The organism is Sutcliffiella halmapala, from assembly GCF_050107295.1.
Classification (GTDB): domain Bacteria; phylum Bacillota; class Bacilli; order Bacillales; family Bacillaceae_I; genus Sutcliffiella_A; species Sutcliffiella_A halmapala_A.
The window spans coordinates 360845-377940 of record NZ_JBNIKR010000001.1; the positions used below are offsets into that span (position 1 = coordinate 360845).

Consider the following 17096-nt stretch of genomic DNA (forward strand, 5'->3'; position numbering starts at 1 on the left):
AATATAGCATCCTCTTGTGATGGTGTCAACAATATGTTACATTTTAGTCACGTTTTATTTTTGAAACTTTTATTGGTTAGAGAAAGGAGACTTGCAGATATTCCGAAATGATGACTAACGAAAAATTGGCGAATATTTTCAAGGCATTGGGCCATCCTATGAGAATTCAAATTTTGGATTATATTAAAGATCGTCCAATGAGTACTGGAGAATTAAGCGAACAGTTTCAAGTAACAAGATTTGCTGTTATGAAACATATCGATGTATTAGAAGAAACCGGACTGTTAGTACCCCGAAAAGTAGGAAGAACCCGGTTGAATTATTTAAATGCTGTACCATTGCAGCAACTGTACCAGAGGTGGGTTAGCCTTTATGCCGGTCAGGCAGCGACCTCACTGTTAAGTTTAAAGGAAAAATTGGAGGAAGAAGAAAGGAGTAAGACCATGGTAGAAAAAGAAAATAAGTTTGAAATTAGCTCATTTCAAATTGAACAAGAAATTTTTATTGATGCACCAAAAGAAAGTGTATACGATGCATTAACTGAAAGAATCGGGGAATGGTGGGCATATCGATTAGGAGAAGACAAAGATGCGCCACTTTTATTAGAACCAAAAATTGGAGGAGCGTTTTACGAAGACTTTGGAAATGGTCAAGGGGCTTTATGGGGGACAGTTACTTATCTAAAAAAGCCGGTAGAAATCCGATTGCAAGGTCTTCTCGGTATGCAAGGAGCTGTGCAAAGCAGTTATAAATATGTTTTAGAAGAGAAGGGAACTTCTACTTTATTGAAGCTTTCCCACCATGCGGTTGGTCTTATCGAACCGGGTTGGGAAGAGGGTCATCGGAAAGGTTGGGAGGAGCTACTTGGAGTGTTTTTAAAGAAATATGTAGAAACAGGAAAACGACCTGGAGAATATGAGGTCTAAATGCTAACGTTCCGGAAAGCCGTATAAAAAAACAGAGAGGGCCAGCCCCCCTCTATTTCGCTCTGCAAACCGAGGTGAATATCTGTGAAGCTGAATGAGGAGTCCCAATACATCAAGGCAGTCAATCTTAAGAGAGATCATATAACCAACTATGAATCTTTTCCACTAAATCTTCCTCTTATCCGGAATTTCGAAGAGTTAAAGTTTCATCCTAATGTCACATATATCATTGGTGAAAACGGCATAGGAAAATCCACCTTATTGGAGGGAATTGCCATTGCTTTTGGATTTAATCCGGAAGGAGGCACACTGAATTTTAATTTCTCAAGCTATGACTCCCATTCTGATTTGGATGACTATCTTCGTTTAAAAAAAGGGGTAAATAGGGCTAGGGATCATTTTTTCTTTAGGGCCGAAACTTTCTATAATGTAGCAACCAACATAGATGAATTGGATAAAGAAGCGTCAGGGGGCCGCAGGATTATTGATTCCTTTGGCGGGAAGTCACTGCATGAACAATCACATGGCGAATCGTTTTTTGCTGCATTCATGGAGCGATTCCAAGGTAATGGTCTCTATATTCTCGATGAACCGGAAGCAGCTTTATCCCCGCTAAGACAGATGTCCATGCTCGCCAGGATAAATGAGCTTGTGAATCAAGGCTCGCAATTTATCATTTCTACGCATTCACCTATTATCATGGCCTATCCACATGCGTCTATTTTTGAAATTACAGAAGGTGGCATGCAAGAATCATTATTGGAGGACACAAATCACTATTCGGTTATGAAACAGTTTTTTGAAAATAAGGAACGGCTACTGTACCATCTATTTCAATAATAGATAGGGAGTGGAGAAGCTTCCGTAACTAAATAAAAAGAGCCTATCCCCTTAGTCCAGTCTAAACAACTGATTGGTTCTGGGGACAGGCTCTTTTCTCTTTTCAATAAAATTAAGTCGCAGCCTTCTGCAGCTTATGAAGGAACGTCAAGGATTTCCCTGTGCCAATTGCTACGGATTCCAAAGGATTTGGAGCTATATAAACAGGAACGACAATCTCGTTGCTCAACCATTCCTGCATGCCATTCAACAATGCCCCGCCACCAGTGATGATGACACCTCTGTCAACGATATCTCCACTCAGTTCCGGTGGGCAATCTTCCAATGTGGCACGGATTGCTTCAAGGATGTGGAGCAGAGATTCTCTGATGGATTTTTGAATTTCAGTAGAATGCAATTCAATCGTTTTCGGTAAACCTGTTACAAGGTCACGGCCACGGATTTCCATGGTCAATTCTTCATGCTCGACCAATGCATAGCCGATGGTCATCTTGATCTGCTCAGCTGTACGCTCCCCGATTAGAAGGTTGTAATTTTTGCGAACGTGATGAACGATATCCTCGTCAAACTGGTCGCCACCTACACGAATGGAGTTACAGGAAACCACGCCACCGTAGGAGATGATCGCAACTTCCGTTGTACCTCCGCCGATGTCGACAACCACGTTTGCCACTGGCTCGTCCACAGGAAGATCAGCACCGATTGCAGCTGCTACCGGCTCTTCAATCAGATGAACATGTTTTGCGCCGCAATTTTTCACGGCATCCTGGATTGCTCTACGTTCCACCGATGTTGAGCCGGACGGTGTACAAACTACCACACTTGGTTTGCGGATGGAGAAGCCCATCGCTTTTCCTGCTTGTTTCATGATTTGTTTAAGCATGCTTGTAGTGATGTCGAAATCTGCAATTACACCATCTTTTAAAGGTCGAACGGCAACGATTCTGCCAGGAGTTTTACCAATCATATTCTTTGCTTCTGTTCCTACTGCAAGAACAGCCTTAGTTTCTAGATCAATTGCCACTACGGACGGTTCATTGAACACAATCCCTTTAGATTTACTGTAAACCAGCGTATTCGCTGTACCTAAGTCAATACCAATTTCCGTTGTTGAAAACATAGTCACTTCACCCAATCATTCTTTTAGTTTAGGTCTCTTATATACGTTCTAAGAAATATGTCGTTTTGTGGGGGTAAAAGTAATAGAATAATATGGTAATATACTTGTTGTTAAAATAAAGAAGAATAGTAGGCTATTCTATTTACTTGATTTTTCACTCCTTCCACCTAGATGTATACCCTTTAGTGGGAAATATAGTCATTTTATGGTATATTAGAGAAAAAACAGCGGGGAATCGGGCCTATGTCTTTTAAAAGAAAAATAGAGGAAAATACCGAGGAAGAGTACTTTTCCTTGGATCGAATGATCACCTACTTCTTAATAGCCTGTACATTAATCATTGGGGCATTAACCTTCCTACTATTCTATGATGGGATCTCAGTAAACAAGGAAAAAAGGATCAGTGAATACCTCTCAACTTCCGATAGGCTTCTCAAGGAAACGGAACTGCTTACTGAATCTTTAATGATGTATGCGAACGGGGAGAATAACAGTTTTACGTTAGTGGATGAAGACCTGGAATCCCTTAAACAAAGAATGGCAGAAGGCAAAGGGCTGGAGGCGCCCCGGGAGTTCCTTGAACATAAGGACTCAATGAATGCCATATTGGCAGAAAGGTATGCTGCAGTTTACGGATATTCTCTTGGGAACCGTTCCCGTAAGGCTGCAGAAGAAAAGTTTGCGAGAATTGATCTGTTGGAGGAAAAAGAGAAAAACAGTTTGATTGCAGCGATGGATCAAGCAGAAATCAACTATGAGCTATTAGAGGATGGAACCATCCGTTTCTATTTTAAAACATACTAAAAGCACCCAAAACGCAATAAGTGTCGGGTGCTTTTAGCTTTCTTTAAGCTCTGTGTAGACAACAAGCCGCTCTTCATGGTTATTGGTGGAACGGTTGTACAAGCCTGTACAGGTTATCAGATTCAACTGTTTTTTGCTGCTTGGGCCAAATATCTGCCTTATCGGAGCATTGTCATATGGATACGCCTGCTTATCTCTTACAACAAATGTCAGGGTTTCCCCGTTCTCTCCGTCTACTAGAATCTCATCTCCGACTTCTAGTTTTTTTAGATTAAAAAATATGGCGGGACCTGTGTAATCATCTACATGCCCTACCAGTACTGCATTACCCATTCCTCCAGGCTTCGTCCCTGGCTCATACCATCCAATCGTTTCTCCATCATCCGGGACTTCCATTTCCCCGTTTTCCGTTAGTCCTTGCGGGTTTATGGGAGCATCCACATTTATGGCTGGAATACGCAATTGAATAGGGGTAACGGTAACCTGTGCGACTTTCGGCCTTTTTGAAGAGAAGGTGCCTTCGGAGCTATTGATCTCGACTTGTGGATTATTTACGGTAGTCTCTTCCTTCTTTTCCACCGGAGCCGAGGAGGGCTGCTCCTGCTCCGGTGTAGGGGCACTAGAATTTTCGGGGGTCTGACACCCGATAAGAATTGCTAGTACAAAGAAGGGAAGAATCAGCTTATTTCTGCGCTGCAAAGCGACGAACCCCAATGACTGCAGCTCCCACCAATAAGAGTGCTCCGATTGCTGACCAAGTATTGATTCCTTCAGAAGCAGAAGCAGATGCGCCGCCCATACCAGTCTGCGGCATTTCGCTTGGCATCATCGTGTTGTCCACCAATACTAATACCTCAATGCTATCCACTGTATTTATTGCATAAACGGAATATACTTTGTTGGCTTCAAGTTCCGTGCCGGAAAGGTCTAAAACCTGCTGACCGCCATCTGCAGTGCGAACTTCCAAGTCATAGGATCCAGCATCCAAAGCCATATAATCTGTCACAGCCTTAAATTCCGCTCCGGAGAATACATCATCCCCGCCAATCAGTCCTACATTTACTGCGGGGGCATCAGGGGAGAAGTGACCTACACGGATTTTCGCCTTTCCTTCCTCTACCATGTTGTTATCGGTTGTAACGGAAAGTTCCAGGTTTGCCACGTTGTTGATAGCGGCAACTGTGTAGGACATTCCTGCTTCCACAGTCAAGTCGGTTGCAATGACCGGATCTGCTTCTCCCATTGTTCCTGTCGCATAAATTTCAACTTTGTGTGTACCTGCCGGCAAATTCATATAATCTGTAGCAGCTTTAAAAGAAGCATTTTCCACAATAGCATCACCATTTACAAAAACGTCAACTGCCGGAGCATCTGGGGAAGCATGGATGATTCGAACCATTGCATGGTCATCTGCACTTGCAAAACTACTTAACAACGAAAATGCAAAAATACTAACAATACTTGCAATCAACAAACGAAACTTTTTCAATTCAATCTCTCCCTTGTTTTGTTTTTGTACAGTGTGTGTTCACTAACTGTATAACTAATGTATACCATGTAACTATTTTGAATTCAAACTATTGATGTGCTCGAATGTGCTCAGTGGAAAACCTAATCCCGGATTTTGTTTTATTTATCAGGGGCGGGGGTAGATATACGGTATAAAGCTTAGGAGGCGATATTCATGGGAAGATTATTTCGAAGAGTATTCATTGCAGTGTTGCCGATTCTGGCAAAGGAAGGCTATAAATATTTCAAAGAAAGAAAAAAGACTCCAAGAACACAATAACCGATACTCGGATTTGGAATCTGGAGGGAAATAACAATGGATAAGTATCTATATTATGTCACGATGGAAACCGGTAAGATACACCGTGAACCATTCGATGACCAGGTGAAATATTATGAAGTACTGGCAACTAATGAAGAGATAAGGGAACTTGAAGTACTGTTCGACGAGTTGAATCGTTCCGAATACAGTTTTGATGGCTTTCAAGCCCCGTTGAATGAAAAAAGCACCCAGGAGCATCGAAACAAGCAGCAGCTGATCATGGACAAGATCTTTGTGTCAATCTATGAACTGGGAACGGAAACAACAAAAGAGGAGATCAAGACAATGAACGGATTGAACCAGCGGGTGTAAAAAGCACGCTGGTTTTTCCTTTTGTTGAAAAGGTTAATGCTCCTGCACCTTTTATGGGGGTACATAAGAAAATGGGTAGGTTTAGACCAGTTAAATGCATAATTTGGAATATTTCTCTTGTAAATATGAACTATTTTTCAAAAGGGTAGGTGGTTTCCGTTGAAAGTAGATGGGGACCGCGATAGACTATTGTAAAAACGTTGTGTTAGGAGTATTCCTATGAATAAGCAAAAACCAATCAATATGTATCCTGCGGTTGCAGTGATAATTTTCGATAAGCAAAAGAGAATACTGCTTCAAAAAAGAGCGGATGTCGGGCTATGGACCATCCCTGCCGGACATGTGATGCCTGGAGAAACGGTTGAGGAGGCAGCCGTGCGCGAGGTATATGAGGACACCGGATTAATTGTCGATCCGCACCGTCTTATCGGGGTATATTCCGATCCTGAATCCCAGACATTCGAATATCCAGATGGAAGACTGGTACAGTTTGTCACCTCCTACTTCGAAGCCGAGATAACAGGTGGAACCACAGAAAAGAAGAACAAAGCACTAATCGAAATCGACTACTTTGCACCGAACAGACTGCCACATGACCTACTTCCCATGCACCCAAGATGGCTTGTTGATGCATTCTCCGACCGAAGAGAAGCATTTGTGCGGTAATCGGACCGCATGAGCATACGGTTAAAAGGTGCTTCGAAAAGGTGTTTCGACATAAATGAAAAAATCCCTGCCGGGGTCTGGCCCCTGGCAGGGATTTTTTTCACTCACTAAACGATCGATCTATCATTAATGCACATTTGTCAAAAATGTCAGGAAGAACAGCGCCGCGATTACATAGAGCGGTGCGGATACTTCTTTTGCTTTGCCGAGTGCCAGTTTAACCAGCGGGTAGGCAATGAATCCGAATGCGATTCCGTCAGCAATGCTGTAAGAGAATGGGATCATTACAATTACAAGGAATGCCGGGAACCCTTCCGTTAGATCTTGGAAATCGATCTGTTTGACGCTTTGCAGCATAAGGACCCCAATGATGATCAGGATTGGTGCAATCGCGCTTCCAGGGATGATCTTGATGAAAGGAATTGCAAAAATGGAAAGCAAAAATAAGCTTCCTGTCACAATGGCTGTCACACCAGTTCGTCCTCCTGCAGCAATACCGGCAGCACTTTCCACTGTGGAAACAGTTGGACTTGTGCCGAAGAGTCCGCTCGTAAGAACGGAAATCCCGTTTGCCTGGAAAGAACGCTTGAATTTTTCCGGACGCTTGATCATACTCAGGTGACCATTTATCAGCCCGATATTCTCAAATAAGAGAACCATCGTTAAAGAGAAGACAGCTACTAAAAACGTAAACTCTCCAATCTTTGCAAATGAAACGGCACCGAATAAGGAAGCATAAGTATCCAATGGCAATGCATTTCCACCTACATCGGAAAAGCTTACCACTCCTAAAGCTGCAGCGATACCTGTACCGACAATCATACTGATCAGAAAGTTGGCAGGAACATTGCGCATGAACAGAATAACAGCAAGGATGACAGAAAGGATGGTAGCGATCACATAAGGACTCGTCACATCTCCAAGTGCCAATAGCGAATTATCGCCTTTTGTCACAAGTCCGCCTTTTTCCAACCCAATCAAGGTTAAAAATAACCCCAGACCTACTGTTATTGCATGCTTTAAAGAGTTTGGAATTGCTTCTAGCAGTAATTGAGAAAGCTTCGTAAACGAAATGACGGTTACGATCACCCCAGAAATCACTACTACACCCAACGCTTCCTGCCAGGATAATCCCATGGAATGAACCAATGTATAAGTGAACATCGCGTTTATTCCCATACCTGGAACAAGGATGATCGGGGCATTTGCCCAAAATCCCATCAGCCAGCAACCCACTACACAAGTGAGGATCGTGGCAATGATTCCAGCTTCAATTGGGATTCCTGCTTCAGCAAGAATCGTTCCGTTGACAGCAATAATGTACACAATGGTAAAGAATGATATCATACCTGCCATCAATTCACGCTTTAACGTGGTTTCATGGCCAGGCAAATCAAAAGAAGACTTTATCCATTGAAGCATAGTAAAACACCTTATTCAGTTTCCCTCTCCCACCCGGTCTCGCAGGACCCACAAACTAGTATTATAAATCTATAAGGAGAAAACGACAATAGAAAAATTTTGAAACATTATATTAGAATGTTCAGAAAACATTCACAATCAATTTGAAAATCTTCGGGTATACTATAAGTAACGCAAAGGAAATGGGTGATGGGATGGACTTTTTTCGAATAACGGAAGAGAAAATTCGCAAAGCTTATGAAGACGGTGAATTTGAAAATTTGCCTGGCTTTGGAAAGCCTTTGGAATTAGAGGACATGTCGCATGTTCCGCCTGAAATGAGAATGGCATATAAAATCATGAAAAACTCCGGCATGATGGAGGAGCAACAATTGAAAACAGAGATTGAATATCTCGAAGACCTGATCAAAGGGGCGCATGATGACCTTGAAGAGTCCCGCCTGAAGGTAAGATTGAATGAAAAGCAGCTCCGCTTCAACCAGCTTATGCAAAAAAAGAAAAAGGACCTAAACTCGGCAGTGTTCAAGAATTATCAAAACCGGATCGATGAAAGGTTAAAGTAAGTGCCTGATGCATAACGTGTCGGGTTTTTTTGTGCTTTCCCCATTCATTTCAACAAAATTACAATCATTACGTTTTTAATTCTCATCAAATTCTCATGCCGTAAGGACAGAATTTTAGGTACTATTAATATATAGGAGTTTTGCGATTGAATTTTACGGCAATAGACTAAACTGTAAGCAAGGTGCCACTTATACCTGGAGGTGGAGAGATGTGTAAAGTACTTATAATAGAAGATGAAAAGAATCTGGCGCGCTTTATTGAGCTGGAACTACAATATGAAGGCTTCACGATCGCCACTGCGTATGATGGAAGAGCGGGCCTTGACTTAGCGATAAATGAGGAATGGGATGTCATTCTCTTGGACCTGATGCTGCCGGGCCTGAGCGGTATGGAAGTGTGCCGCAGGATCCGGGCGGCAAAAGATACGCCGATCATCATGCTCACAGCAAGGGATAGTGTGATGGACAAGGTATCAGGCCTAGATAGCGGGGCCGATGATTATATGTCCAAGCCATTTGCCATTGAGGAGCTGCTTGCGAGAATACGTGCCCTGTTGCGTAGGCTCGAAGGAAAGAAGTCCGCATCCAGTACGAAAACCCTCACTTTTCAGGAGCTGGAAGTGGATCTTGATGCCAGAACTGTCCATCGGGACAAGGAACCTATTGAGCTGACAAAAAGGGAGTTCGATCTATTGGTCGTTTTCATGACCAATATCAATCGCGTCCTGACCAGGGAGCTTCTCCTTGAAAAGGTATGGGAGCTTGGCACCTATGCAGAAACGAATGTGGTGGATGTGTATGTGCGATACCTACGGAACAAGATTGATAAAGCAGACGGAGAAAGCTATATCCAGACAGTGCGCGGGACGGGTTATGTGATGAGAAAATGACGAAAATAACCAATTTCTTCTATCAGCTGCCGATCCGTTGGAAAATTACCATCTGGTCGTCTTTAGTGCTGTTCATCTTATTTGTAACCTATAATTCCATTCAATATTATGTGATGAGAACGTGGATGATCGACCAGGAGGAGCGTAATATCCAGGACAAGATGAATGAAGTCCAAGCTTACCTGGCAGACAAGCCCTTTCTGGTCGACCGCAACGAAATCATCTATAGCAGCGGTTTTTTGGAAAAAGTAAATGAAGCCAATGAGCTAATCAGAATTATTGACCGCGACGGAAACCTTGTTCTTGCAGTAGCGACCAATCTACCGCAGGAGCTGCTCGTGACTCCGGTGGATAGCGATAATCTCGAGCATGTGAAGGTGAACGGAAATCATTATCTCATTCATCGCCAGCCGGTCATTACAAACGGTTTTATCGGATACATAGAAATTATCAGGGACCTGAAAAACTACGAACGGCTAAGGAAACTCATTTTCCTAGTTACCTGGTCAGCGGGAGCTGGGGCGATTCTTCTTAGTGGTATAGGTGGGATGCTTATTGCACGAAAGCTCCTTAAACCGATTGCAGCGCTGACGGATACGATGAAACGCATCAAAAAGCGAGGATTCAAGGAGCGTGTTCCTCAGGATAGCAACGAAAAGGATGAGATTGCGGACATCTCCAATATGTTCAACGAGATGATGACAGATGTAGAAACATCCTTCCAGAAGCAGAAGCAATTTGTGGAGGATGCATCCCACGAGCTGAGAACTCCGATATCCATCCTCGAAGGCCACCTGTCCATGCTCAACCGATGGGGTAAAAATGACCCCGAGGTACTCGAGGAATCGCTGAAAGCCTCCCAGCAAGAGGTGGAGCGACTGAAAATGCTTGTATTTGAATTGCTGGAGCTGACAAGACTGGAGTCCGACCGATTCGAAATCGGCGACGATGTCATAAGTCCTGTCCCTGTAATAGAAGAGCTTATTAAAAAATTCACCCTGCTGCATCCTGAGTTTTCTTTTACATTTGAAAACAGTTTAAAAGAAGACATAATGATACAAATGGCCGATCGGCACTTTGAACAGCTTTTGATCATCCTCCTGGACAATGCAGTGAAGTACTCCAAGGAATCCACAAAGGTTGAAATTATAGCCGAGAAAAAAGCAGACAAGTTCATCTGCCACATCAAGGACTATGGTATCGGCATCCCGAAGGAAGACCTGAAAAAAATCTTTAACCGCTTCTACCGGGTGGATAAAGCCCGAAGCCGGGAAAAAGGTGGACAAGGGTTGGGACTTTCAATCGCCAAGCGCATAGTTCACAATTATAACGGTTTGATTGAAGCTGACAGTAAAGAAGGGGAATGGACCGACATTCAACTGCAATTTGATATTGAAAAGCATCCCTCTTAATTTCTCATCAAAATCTAATTTTTCTTTAAGGTTGTTTTCATCACAATACGGTTAAATATAGATATAGAATATTTCATTGATGATTCTTGAAAATAAAAGATGAGGTGAAAACGAAATGGGATATTACGATGAACATGTGAACCGGACGCGTTCAAGGAAAGACAAGTCTTTTGGTAAAGTGATAGTCGCTTCCGTATCAGGAGGGATTGTCGGGGCGCTTGGGGTCGTCTCCATGCTGCCTGTCCTAATGGATTGGGGATTTTATATCGATCATGAAAGTCAGGAATCAGAAACTCCGCCATCTGTGGAAACAACCACATCCAACATCCAGACGGAGCAGGTGGATTTCAAACAGATCCAGACAAATGTAACAAGTTCAGTGGAAAAAGTTTCTGATGCCGTAGTTGGGGTAGTAAATATACAAGAAGGAAGAAATTCACTATTTGATCCAAGACCATCCCAATCCTCGCAGGAAGCGGGAACAGGCTCAGGAGTCGTTTATAAAAAAGAGAACGGTAAAGCATACATCGTCACAAACGCCCACGTAATAGACGGAGCTTCCAAAGTGGAAGTCAGCATGGCTGACGGAAGCAGGGTCGAAGCAAATGTAGTCGGCAGTGATGCACTGACAGATCTTGCCGTACTCACTGTGGATGGATCAAAGGTCAACAAGGTTGCAACCTTCGGAAATTCCGAATCCATCACACTTGGCGAGCCGGTCATCGCAATCGGTAATCCGCTAGGACTTGAATTCTTCGGATCGGTGACACAGGGCATCATCAGTGGAAAAGAACGGATCATTCCCGTTGACATAAATCAAGACGGACAGCCGGATTGGGAAGCGGATGTCATCCAGACAGATGCAGCCATCAATCCTGGCAACAGTGGCGGAGCATTGATCAATTTGCGAGGAGAAGTTATCGGAATCAACTCGATGAAAATCGCTCAGTCCGAGATCGAAGGCTTAGGCTTTGCCATTCCAATCTCAGCGGTCAAACCAATCATCGAAGATCTGGAGCAGCATGCAGAAGTGCAGCGACCATTTATGGGTGTCGGTCTTGCCTCACTTTCTGACGTCCCACTAGAACAGCAGCGCACAACCCTGAAGCTTCCAGAAGAAGTTGAAAGCGGGATTGTTGTTACAGGTGTGGAAAAAATGTCACCGGCTGAAAAGGCGGGATTAAAGGCATATGATGTCATTGTTAAGCTGGATGGACAGGAGATCAAGGATGCATTAGGGCTTCGCAAATTCCTGTACAATGAAAAGCAAATTGGAGACAAAGTGAAAGTGTCGTTCTATCGAAATGGTCAATTGCAGGAAGCTGAAATGACGTTAGTAAAACAAATGTTTTAAATTCGACGAATAGAGGCGATCTAAATGATGCAAAAAAAGACTGATAAAGAGAAAAAAGGTATCGATGTTCGCAAAATAGTGGAAAAATACAAGAAAAAAGGCATCAATGTGGAAGTATGCAAGCCAAGGCTTGACCTGATTAAAGGGCTAAGCCCCCAATAATACACAACAATTTATGTTTCCTCCCCCCCTTAACATAAATGAAAAAAGCGCAACATCTCCTTTCACACGAAAGGAAGATGTTGCGCTTTTGTTTTAGCTGAAAAGTTTATTATTTGGTGATAAGTTGATCCACCATAATTTTTTGATATATATGAATAATTTCCTCATCATCTAAGCTAAGTAAGTTTTGACGCAGGTGACCTTTATCCATTAGCGTTTGCTCTACACTTTCACGTTCCATATCAGTTAAAAAATATCTCTTTGCTACTAGCATGTTCAGCACCTCATTTAATTTTTTTTGTATTTTCTATAGTAATTCCCAGTTTGCTAGATTTATATACCTAAAAAACTATTTTTCTAATAAAATTTTTGTTTTTTTTAGATTGTATTTTAGGAGGCGTGGCTGAGGCCGTGATGTTGCTGGGCTGGGGCCGGAAATCGAGAATAGATGGAGATGAAGAATGCGTGTGCAAAATGGAATCTATCCACTTTGTTGTGTAATTTATCCAAAAGTAGTGTTAATCTATCCACAATCAGTATTATTCTATCCAAAACGCCTGTTAATCTATCCAAAAGCCACCGCAATCTATCCAATTTACTAAAATGCCCAAAAATGCCTCCCGCGAAAAAAGCTTCCCAGTTTGAGCAGCAATGCGAAACACAACCGCTGAAATCTGAGAAAGCCTCGTAAAAGTACACCTTAACAGCTAAAAAACAACACATCATTCTTTTTCCAAAAACTCAAACAAAAACGACTGGCCTTCCCGGTAAAAGCGCGGATCATAGACGCCAAGACGTTCGTCATCATCCACAATTACGACAAATGGAGACCACTCATACAGGGTTTTTGCTTCCGGCACTTCGGCAAACAAAGCTTCGAGGTCTGCATCTTCCGCAGATTCCAAGGAATATTGCAAGGTCGGCTTTGTGAATAGGCTGTCATCAAATATCATGACGGTATTATCGATTTTACCTATCACTGAGTAATGCCATGGGATGAAACTCGCTGAAAGTGCAACCTGATCGTATTTACCCTCATAGCTTTTATAGAGGAGATAGCCCTGGAATGTCTGAATCGTGACATGGAATAAAATGAGTAGCCACACCATTCGATAAAGTTGATGGCGCTCCTTTTTCCAAAAACGGCGTGCAAAAAAACCGACTGCGATAATGAACCAAATCATAAAATCCACGATCGATATGGTTCCAAACGTTATCCGCAGCGAGGAAAAGGGCTCAAGATAGCCAGTTCCCCAGGCGTTGAATAAATCACTCGTATTATGTATGAAAACAGCGATGAGCGGGACCCATAAAAAGCGCCAATCCCGTTTCTGTAAAATCAGCATGCTCAGCAAAAAAAGCAGTAGCGCCCATACCGGGACCATGAACAGGGAGTGCGTGATGCCACGATGCCACATCTGGTACATGCCCTCTGTGTCCCAAAGCTGTGAGATCACATCGCTGTCAGGAATTTGACTGGCGATAATGGAAGAGGCGAACAGCGCTAATTTCGTTTTTTTATCATCTTCTCTTTTATCCACGGCTCCATATATGGTCATTCCAAAGAGCGTGTGTGTAATTGTATCCAAAATAATCCCCCTTATGAGAAAAGCGGAGCCGGTTCGTTCTCACCCGACAAGCTTGACATGAAAGCAAAAAGCCTACTCTAACAGTTTACCTTAAATAGGGAGTCCAAACAAAAAAACAACCTGTAATAGGTTGTCCTGAAAAGTTGCTTAATCGTCTTTGTGAAGATTTTCATCCAAGTCATCCTTATCACGCAATTCTGGAGGTAGAGGATCAATTTCGATGGAATCTTTTTTGTTCAATCCGCTTCTAACTGAATAAATGAAAACACCCATTAATAAGAAAAGTAGAATGGTCAAACCAATCGTAGTAGCATAATAGCCAAGCATCGCTATCCCTCCTCTGTACACATATATGCAGGAGGTGGTAGATTCATTACTGAGGGAAGGGAAAGTTTGTCCAAGTTGTTATAATAAAAAAAGGAGGGGGAAAATATGCCGGTCATCAATCATCAAATCTTTATCAAAGCGTCGATTGAAGACTGTTTTGATTTGGCGCGAAACGTGGATGTACATACGAAAACAACTGGAAGAACAAAAGAAAGGGCTGTATCTGGGGTAACATCTGGGCTGTTGGAAGAAGGGGACAAGGTGACATGGGAAGCGGTACACTTTGGGGTGAAGCAGAAACTGACTGCCCGGATAACAGAATTGCAGAGGCCCTTTCTTTTTGTTGATGTTATGGTGAAAGGGGCGTTCCATTCCTTTACCCATACGCATACGTTCGAGGAAATGAAGGGTGGAACCGTGATGAGCGACCGCTTTGTATATAAGGCTCCTTTAGGACCATTGGGAAGAGTGGCGGATTTTCTTTTCCTTGAAACATATATGCAAAAATTCATCGAAGAACGTGCGCATGCATTGAAAGTCATTGCTGAACAAAAATAAAAGCCAAAGCACCTGAAACATCATTTCAAGTGCTTTGGCTTTTCGATTATTTGTTTTTGCGAAGGTTTCCAAGCTCTTCGGCAATGGCCTGCATTTCATTTGGGCTGAAGGAAGGCTTTCTCATGACAAGGTCATAAATATCCTTTAGCTCTTCGTACATTTCTTCGTCAAAGTGGGAAGGCTTGATGGCGCCAAGGTTCAGGACCTTCAGTTTTCCTTTGATTGCTTCAATCATATATTCCACGTTTTCGGTGGACTTTTCTGTTAGATTCATTCGGAACATTCCTTTCGAACAAGCTCGACTTTTGTTTATTTTAGCACGAAAATCAAAATAAAAGTACCATTCTCCACAGAAGAGGGTATATCAAATGTAAGTCCAACCTTAGATTATTCGAGGAAACCGCTAAACATGTATATAATGAAAGTAAGAACTAATGGAAAGGGGTTAAGCTTTTGGTACGTGTACTGTTTGTTTGTCTCGGTAATATCTGCCGTTCTCCGATGGCGGAAGCGGTATTTAAACAGCTGGTGGAAAATGTTGGCCTGCAAGACAGGGTGGAAGTCGATTCTGCAGGAACAGGCGATTGGCATATCGGCCACCCTCCTCATGAAGGAACCCGAAAGCTGTTGGATGAGAAAAAAATCAGCTATCAAGGGATGGTGGCAAGGCAGGTCGTGAAAGAGGACTTGTCGAATTATGATTATATCATTGCCATGGATTCAGAGAACCTCGGAAATCTCAGGAAAATGGCTGGGTATGATAAGACCGGTTTTATCGGAAGGCTTTTGGATTTTGTCCCTGCAAGCAAGATAAATGATGTGCCGGACCCTTATTTCACCGGGAACTTCGATGAGGTGTATAGTCTGGTCACAGAAGGCTGCGAGAACCTGCTTAACAAGATCAAAGAAGAGAATTTCCAATAGAAAAAGGAGTGGATATGATGGAGAAGAGAAATAAAATGTTGGAAGGAATGCTGATTGGAGCCTTGGTTGGGGCTGCGATTTCATTGCTGGATAAAGAAACAAGAACGAATTTCATACATAATGGTAAGCAGGTTGGTGGAAAATTAAAGTATGTTGTCCAGCATCCTCAGGAGATAGCGGATTCTGTCCGTAAGCAGATAGAATCTGTGAAAACGGCTGTAGATGATGTAACAGAGGACCTGGAATATTTAAGAACGAAGGTAAATCAACTGAAAGAAACAACTCCTCAAGTATTGGAGATTGTACAGGATACAAAGGAAGTCATTTCAAAACACCTGGATTCCAATAAAGGGAATTGAAAAACATGTCCTAGAACAGGGCAGGCGTCAATAGAATAAAGAGTAAATGATAAGTGCTGGAGGAAAAAGGATGGAAATCATCATGTTTTTTAAGCATCTATTGCACCGTTTTGAGCGCGATGAGGTATTGGGAAGAGCTGCAGAGTTGGCATACTTTTTCCTATTGTCCTTGTTTCCCTTTCTTATTTTTCTACTTACGTTGATTGCCTATGTCCCTGTTTCCCAGGAAGATGTTTTAGGTGTCATCAGACAATACGCGCCTGGTGATACCATGCATATCATTGAGACCAATGTATTAAGGATATTGAGTGAGCAGCGCGGCGAATTGCTTTCTTTTGGTATCATCGCGACCATCTGGTTTGCCTCCAATGGGATCAATGCGATTGTCCGTGCATTCAATCGAGCCTATGATGTTTACGAAAACAGGTCCTTTTTCATGGCTCGGGGAGTGGCAATCCTTTTGACACTTGCCATGGTCTTTGTCATTATTGTGGCGTTGCTGCTGCCTGTTTTTGGAAGGGAAATCGGCTTGTTCATTTTCTCCTCCTACGGTATGTCGGATGAATTTCTGGATATCTGGAATGCGATTCGCTGGGGCGTCAGCTTTGTCATCCTGTTTTTCGTGTTCAGTTGCCTATACCTGGCCGCGCCGAACATTCGGCTCCGCATACGGGACATTCTCGCAGGGTCTCTTTTTGCTACGGTTGGCTGGATAACGGTTTCTTCTCTGTTTTCGTACTATGTGAGCAATTTCGGGAACTACACAGCCATGTATGGAAGCTTGGGAGGAATCATTGTCCTCCTCGTCTGGTTTTATTTATCAGGCCTCATGATCATTATCGGGGGAGAAATAAATGCCATCATCCTGCAGTCTGAAAAGAACTATGTTTCGTAAAAATTCCCAGTGAATTTTGGGCGGATTTTGGAGAATCTATAAATGAAAGATACTTCAACATTATGGAGGGATTTTTCATGACCAAGCACACGAAAAAAGATGGCGGTACAAAACAAAACGCGAAGCACAAGCCGAAAAACAA

General features: G+C 42.7%; 22 protein-coding genes. 14 read left to right on the forward strand and 8 right to left on the reverse strand.

Annotated features, from left to right (window positions below):
* The first annotated feature begins 107 nt into the window (after positions 1–107).
* Positions 108–926, forward strand: coding sequence for a helix-turn-helix domain-containing protein (locus tag ACQCT5_RS01740; RefSeq protein WP_499638399.1), 819 nt, complete (start codon positions 108–110; stop codon positions 924–926).
* Between the two features lie 84 nt (positions 927–1010).
* Positions 1011–1766, forward strand: a complete 756-nt coding sequence (locus ACQCT5_RS01745; RefSeq protein ID WP_499638400.1) for an AAA family ATPase — start codon at positions 1011–1013, stop codon at positions 1764–1766.
* A 112-nt stretch (positions 1767–1878) separates the two neighbouring features.
* Here ACQCT5_RS01745 and mreBH read toward each other — a convergent pair whose 3' ends face one another.
* On the reverse strand, positions 1879–2886 hold the full coding sequence (gene mreBH, locus ACQCT5_RS01750; RefSeq protein WP_499638401.1) for a rod-share determining protein MreBH: 1008 nt from the start codon (positions 2884–2886) through the stop codon (positions 1879–1881).
* Positions 2887–3129: 243 nt separating this feature from the next.
* On the opposite strand from mreBH, the gene ACQCT5_RS01755 reads away from it, so the two are divergent.
* Positions 3130–3690 carry a hypothetical protein gene (locus ACQCT5_RS01755; protein ID WP_499638403.1) on the forward strand — a complete coding sequence of 187 codons (561 nt, stop codon included), beginning with the start codon at positions 3130–3132 and terminating at the stop codon, positions 3688–3690.
* Positions 3691–3723: 33 nt separating this feature from the next.
* On the opposite strand, the gene ACQCT5_RS01760 is transcribed toward ACQCT5_RS01755, so the two are convergent.
* A complete protein-coding gene (locus ACQCT5_RS01760) occupies positions 3724–4389 on the reverse strand; it encodes a class F sortase (protein WP_499638405.1) in 666 nt (221 codons plus the stop codon).
* Entirely contained in the window at positions 4373–5179 is an 807-nt protein-coding gene (locus ACQCT5_RS01765; protein WP_499638407.1) for a DUF4397 domain-containing protein, read from the reverse strand. The genes ACQCT5_RS01760 and ACQCT5_RS01765 overlap by 17 nt, the downstream gene beginning before the upstream one ends.
* 336 nt (positions 5180–5515) lie before the next feature.
* Between ACQCT5_RS01765 and ACQCT5_RS01770 the strand changes: the two genes are divergently transcribed.
* Entirely contained in the window at positions 5516–5833 is a 318-nt protein-coding gene (locus ACQCT5_RS01770) for a hypothetical protein (protein ID WP_499638409.1), read from the forward strand.
* A gap of 219 nt (positions 5834–6052) precedes the next feature.
* Complete coding sequence (locus ACQCT5_RS01775; protein WP_499638411.1) at positions 6053–6499, forward strand: NUDIX domain-containing protein; 447 nt, start codon at positions 6053–6055, stop codon at positions 6497–6499.
* Positions 6500–6625: 126 nt separating this feature from the next.
* On the opposite strand, the gene ACQCT5_RS01780 is transcribed toward ACQCT5_RS01775, so the two are convergent.
* Entirely contained in the window at positions 6626–7921 is a 1296-nt protein-coding gene (locus tag ACQCT5_RS01780; protein WP_499638413.1) for an NCS2 family permease, read from the reverse strand.
* Positions 7922–8115: 194 nt separating this feature from the next.
* Here ACQCT5_RS01780 and ACQCT5_RS01785 point away from each other — a divergent pair, with 194 nt between their 5' ends.
* The 5 genes from ACQCT5_RS01785 (at position 8116) to ACQCT5_RS01805 (ending at position 12302) form a co-directional block, all read left to right on the forward strand.
* Complete coding sequence (locus ACQCT5_RS01785) at positions 8116–8484, forward strand: DnaJ family domain-containing protein (RefSeq protein WP_499638415.1); 369 nt, start codon at positions 8116–8118, stop codon at positions 8482–8484.
* 209 nt (positions 8485–8693) lie between these two features.
* Positions 8694–9374 (forward strand): response regulator transcription factor, encoded by a 681-nt coding sequence (locus ACQCT5_RS01790; RefSeq protein WP_499638417.1) that lies wholly within the window; start codon positions 8694–8696, stop codon positions 9372–9374.
* Positions 9371–10786: a sensor histidine kinase gene (locus ACQCT5_RS01795; RefSeq protein WP_499638419.1), complete on the forward strand. Its 1416-nt coding sequence runs from the start codon at positions 9371–9373 to the stop codon at positions 10784–10786. The genes ACQCT5_RS01790 and ACQCT5_RS01795 overlap by 4 nt, the downstream gene beginning before the upstream one ends.
* A gap of 115 nt (positions 10787–10901) precedes the next feature.
* Positions 10902–12140: a S1C family serine protease gene (locus ACQCT5_RS01800; RefSeq protein ID WP_499638422.1), complete on the forward strand. Its 1239-nt coding sequence runs from the start codon at positions 10902–10904 to the stop codon at positions 12138–12140.
* A 24-nt stretch (positions 12141–12164) separates the two neighbouring features.
* Positions 12165–12302, forward strand: a complete 138-nt coding sequence (locus ACQCT5_RS01805) for a hypothetical protein (RefSeq protein ID WP_499638424.1) — start codon at positions 12165–12167, stop codon at positions 12300–12302.
* A 109-nt stretch (positions 12303–12411) separates the two neighbouring features.
* On the opposite strand, the gene ACQCT5_RS01810 is transcribed toward ACQCT5_RS01805, so the two are convergent.
* From ACQCT5_RS01810 to ACQCT5_RS01820, 3 genes are all read right to left on the reverse strand, one after another.
* A complete protein-coding gene (locus ACQCT5_RS01810; RefSeq protein WP_386638203.1) occupies positions 12412–12576 on the reverse strand; it encodes a hypothetical protein in 165 nt (54 codons plus the stop codon).
* Positions 12577–13024: 448 nt separating this feature from the next.
* Entirely contained in the window at positions 13025–13891 is an 867-nt protein-coding gene (locus ACQCT5_RS01815; RefSeq protein WP_499638426.1) for a metal-dependent hydrolase, read from the reverse strand.
* 147 nt (positions 13892–14038) lie between these two features.
* Positions 14039–14218: a hypothetical protein gene (locus tag ACQCT5_RS01820; protein ID WP_499638428.1), complete on the reverse strand. Its 180-nt coding sequence runs from the start codon at positions 14216–14218 to the stop codon at positions 14039–14041.
* Between the two features lie 105 nt (positions 14219–14323).
* Between ACQCT5_RS01820 and ACQCT5_RS01825 the strand changes: the two genes are divergently transcribed.
* Positions 14324–14776: an SRPBCC family protein gene (locus ACQCT5_RS01825; protein ID WP_499638430.1), complete on the forward strand. Its 453-nt coding sequence runs from the start codon at positions 14324–14326 to the stop codon at positions 14774–14776.
* Between the two features lie 46 nt (positions 14777–14822).
* Here the strand turns inward: ACQCT5_RS01825 and ACQCT5_RS01830 are convergent, their stop codons facing one another.
* Complete coding sequence (locus tag ACQCT5_RS01830; protein WP_204415081.1) at positions 14823–15050, reverse strand: DUF1128 domain-containing protein; 228 nt, start codon at positions 15048–15050, stop codon at positions 14823–14825.
* A gap of 179 nt (positions 15051–15229) precedes the next feature.
* Here ACQCT5_RS01830 and ACQCT5_RS01835 point away from each other — a divergent pair, with 179 nt between their 5' ends.
* The 3 genes from ACQCT5_RS01835 to ACQCT5_RS01845 all read left to right on the forward strand — a co-directional run bounded on the left by ACQCT5_RS01835 (position 15230) and on the right by ACQCT5_RS01845 (position 16954).
* Entirely contained in the window at positions 15230–15700 is a 471-nt protein-coding gene (locus tag ACQCT5_RS01835) for a low molecular weight protein-tyrosine-phosphatase (RefSeq protein WP_499638432.1), read from the forward strand.
* A 14-nt stretch (positions 15701–15714) separates the two neighbouring features.
* The gene (locus tag ACQCT5_RS01840) at positions 15715–16059 is read left to right on the forward strand and encodes a YtxH domain-containing protein (RefSeq protein WP_499638434.1); all 345 of its coding nucleotides are present in this window, start codon (positions 15715–15717) and stop codon (positions 16057–16059) included.
* A gap of 70 nt (positions 16060–16129) precedes the next feature.
* Positions 16130–16954, forward strand: a complete 825-nt coding sequence (locus ACQCT5_RS01845) for a YihY/virulence factor BrkB family protein (protein WP_499638436.1) — start codon at positions 16130–16132, stop codon at positions 16952–16954.
* Positions 16955–17096: the final 142 nt, after the last annotated feature.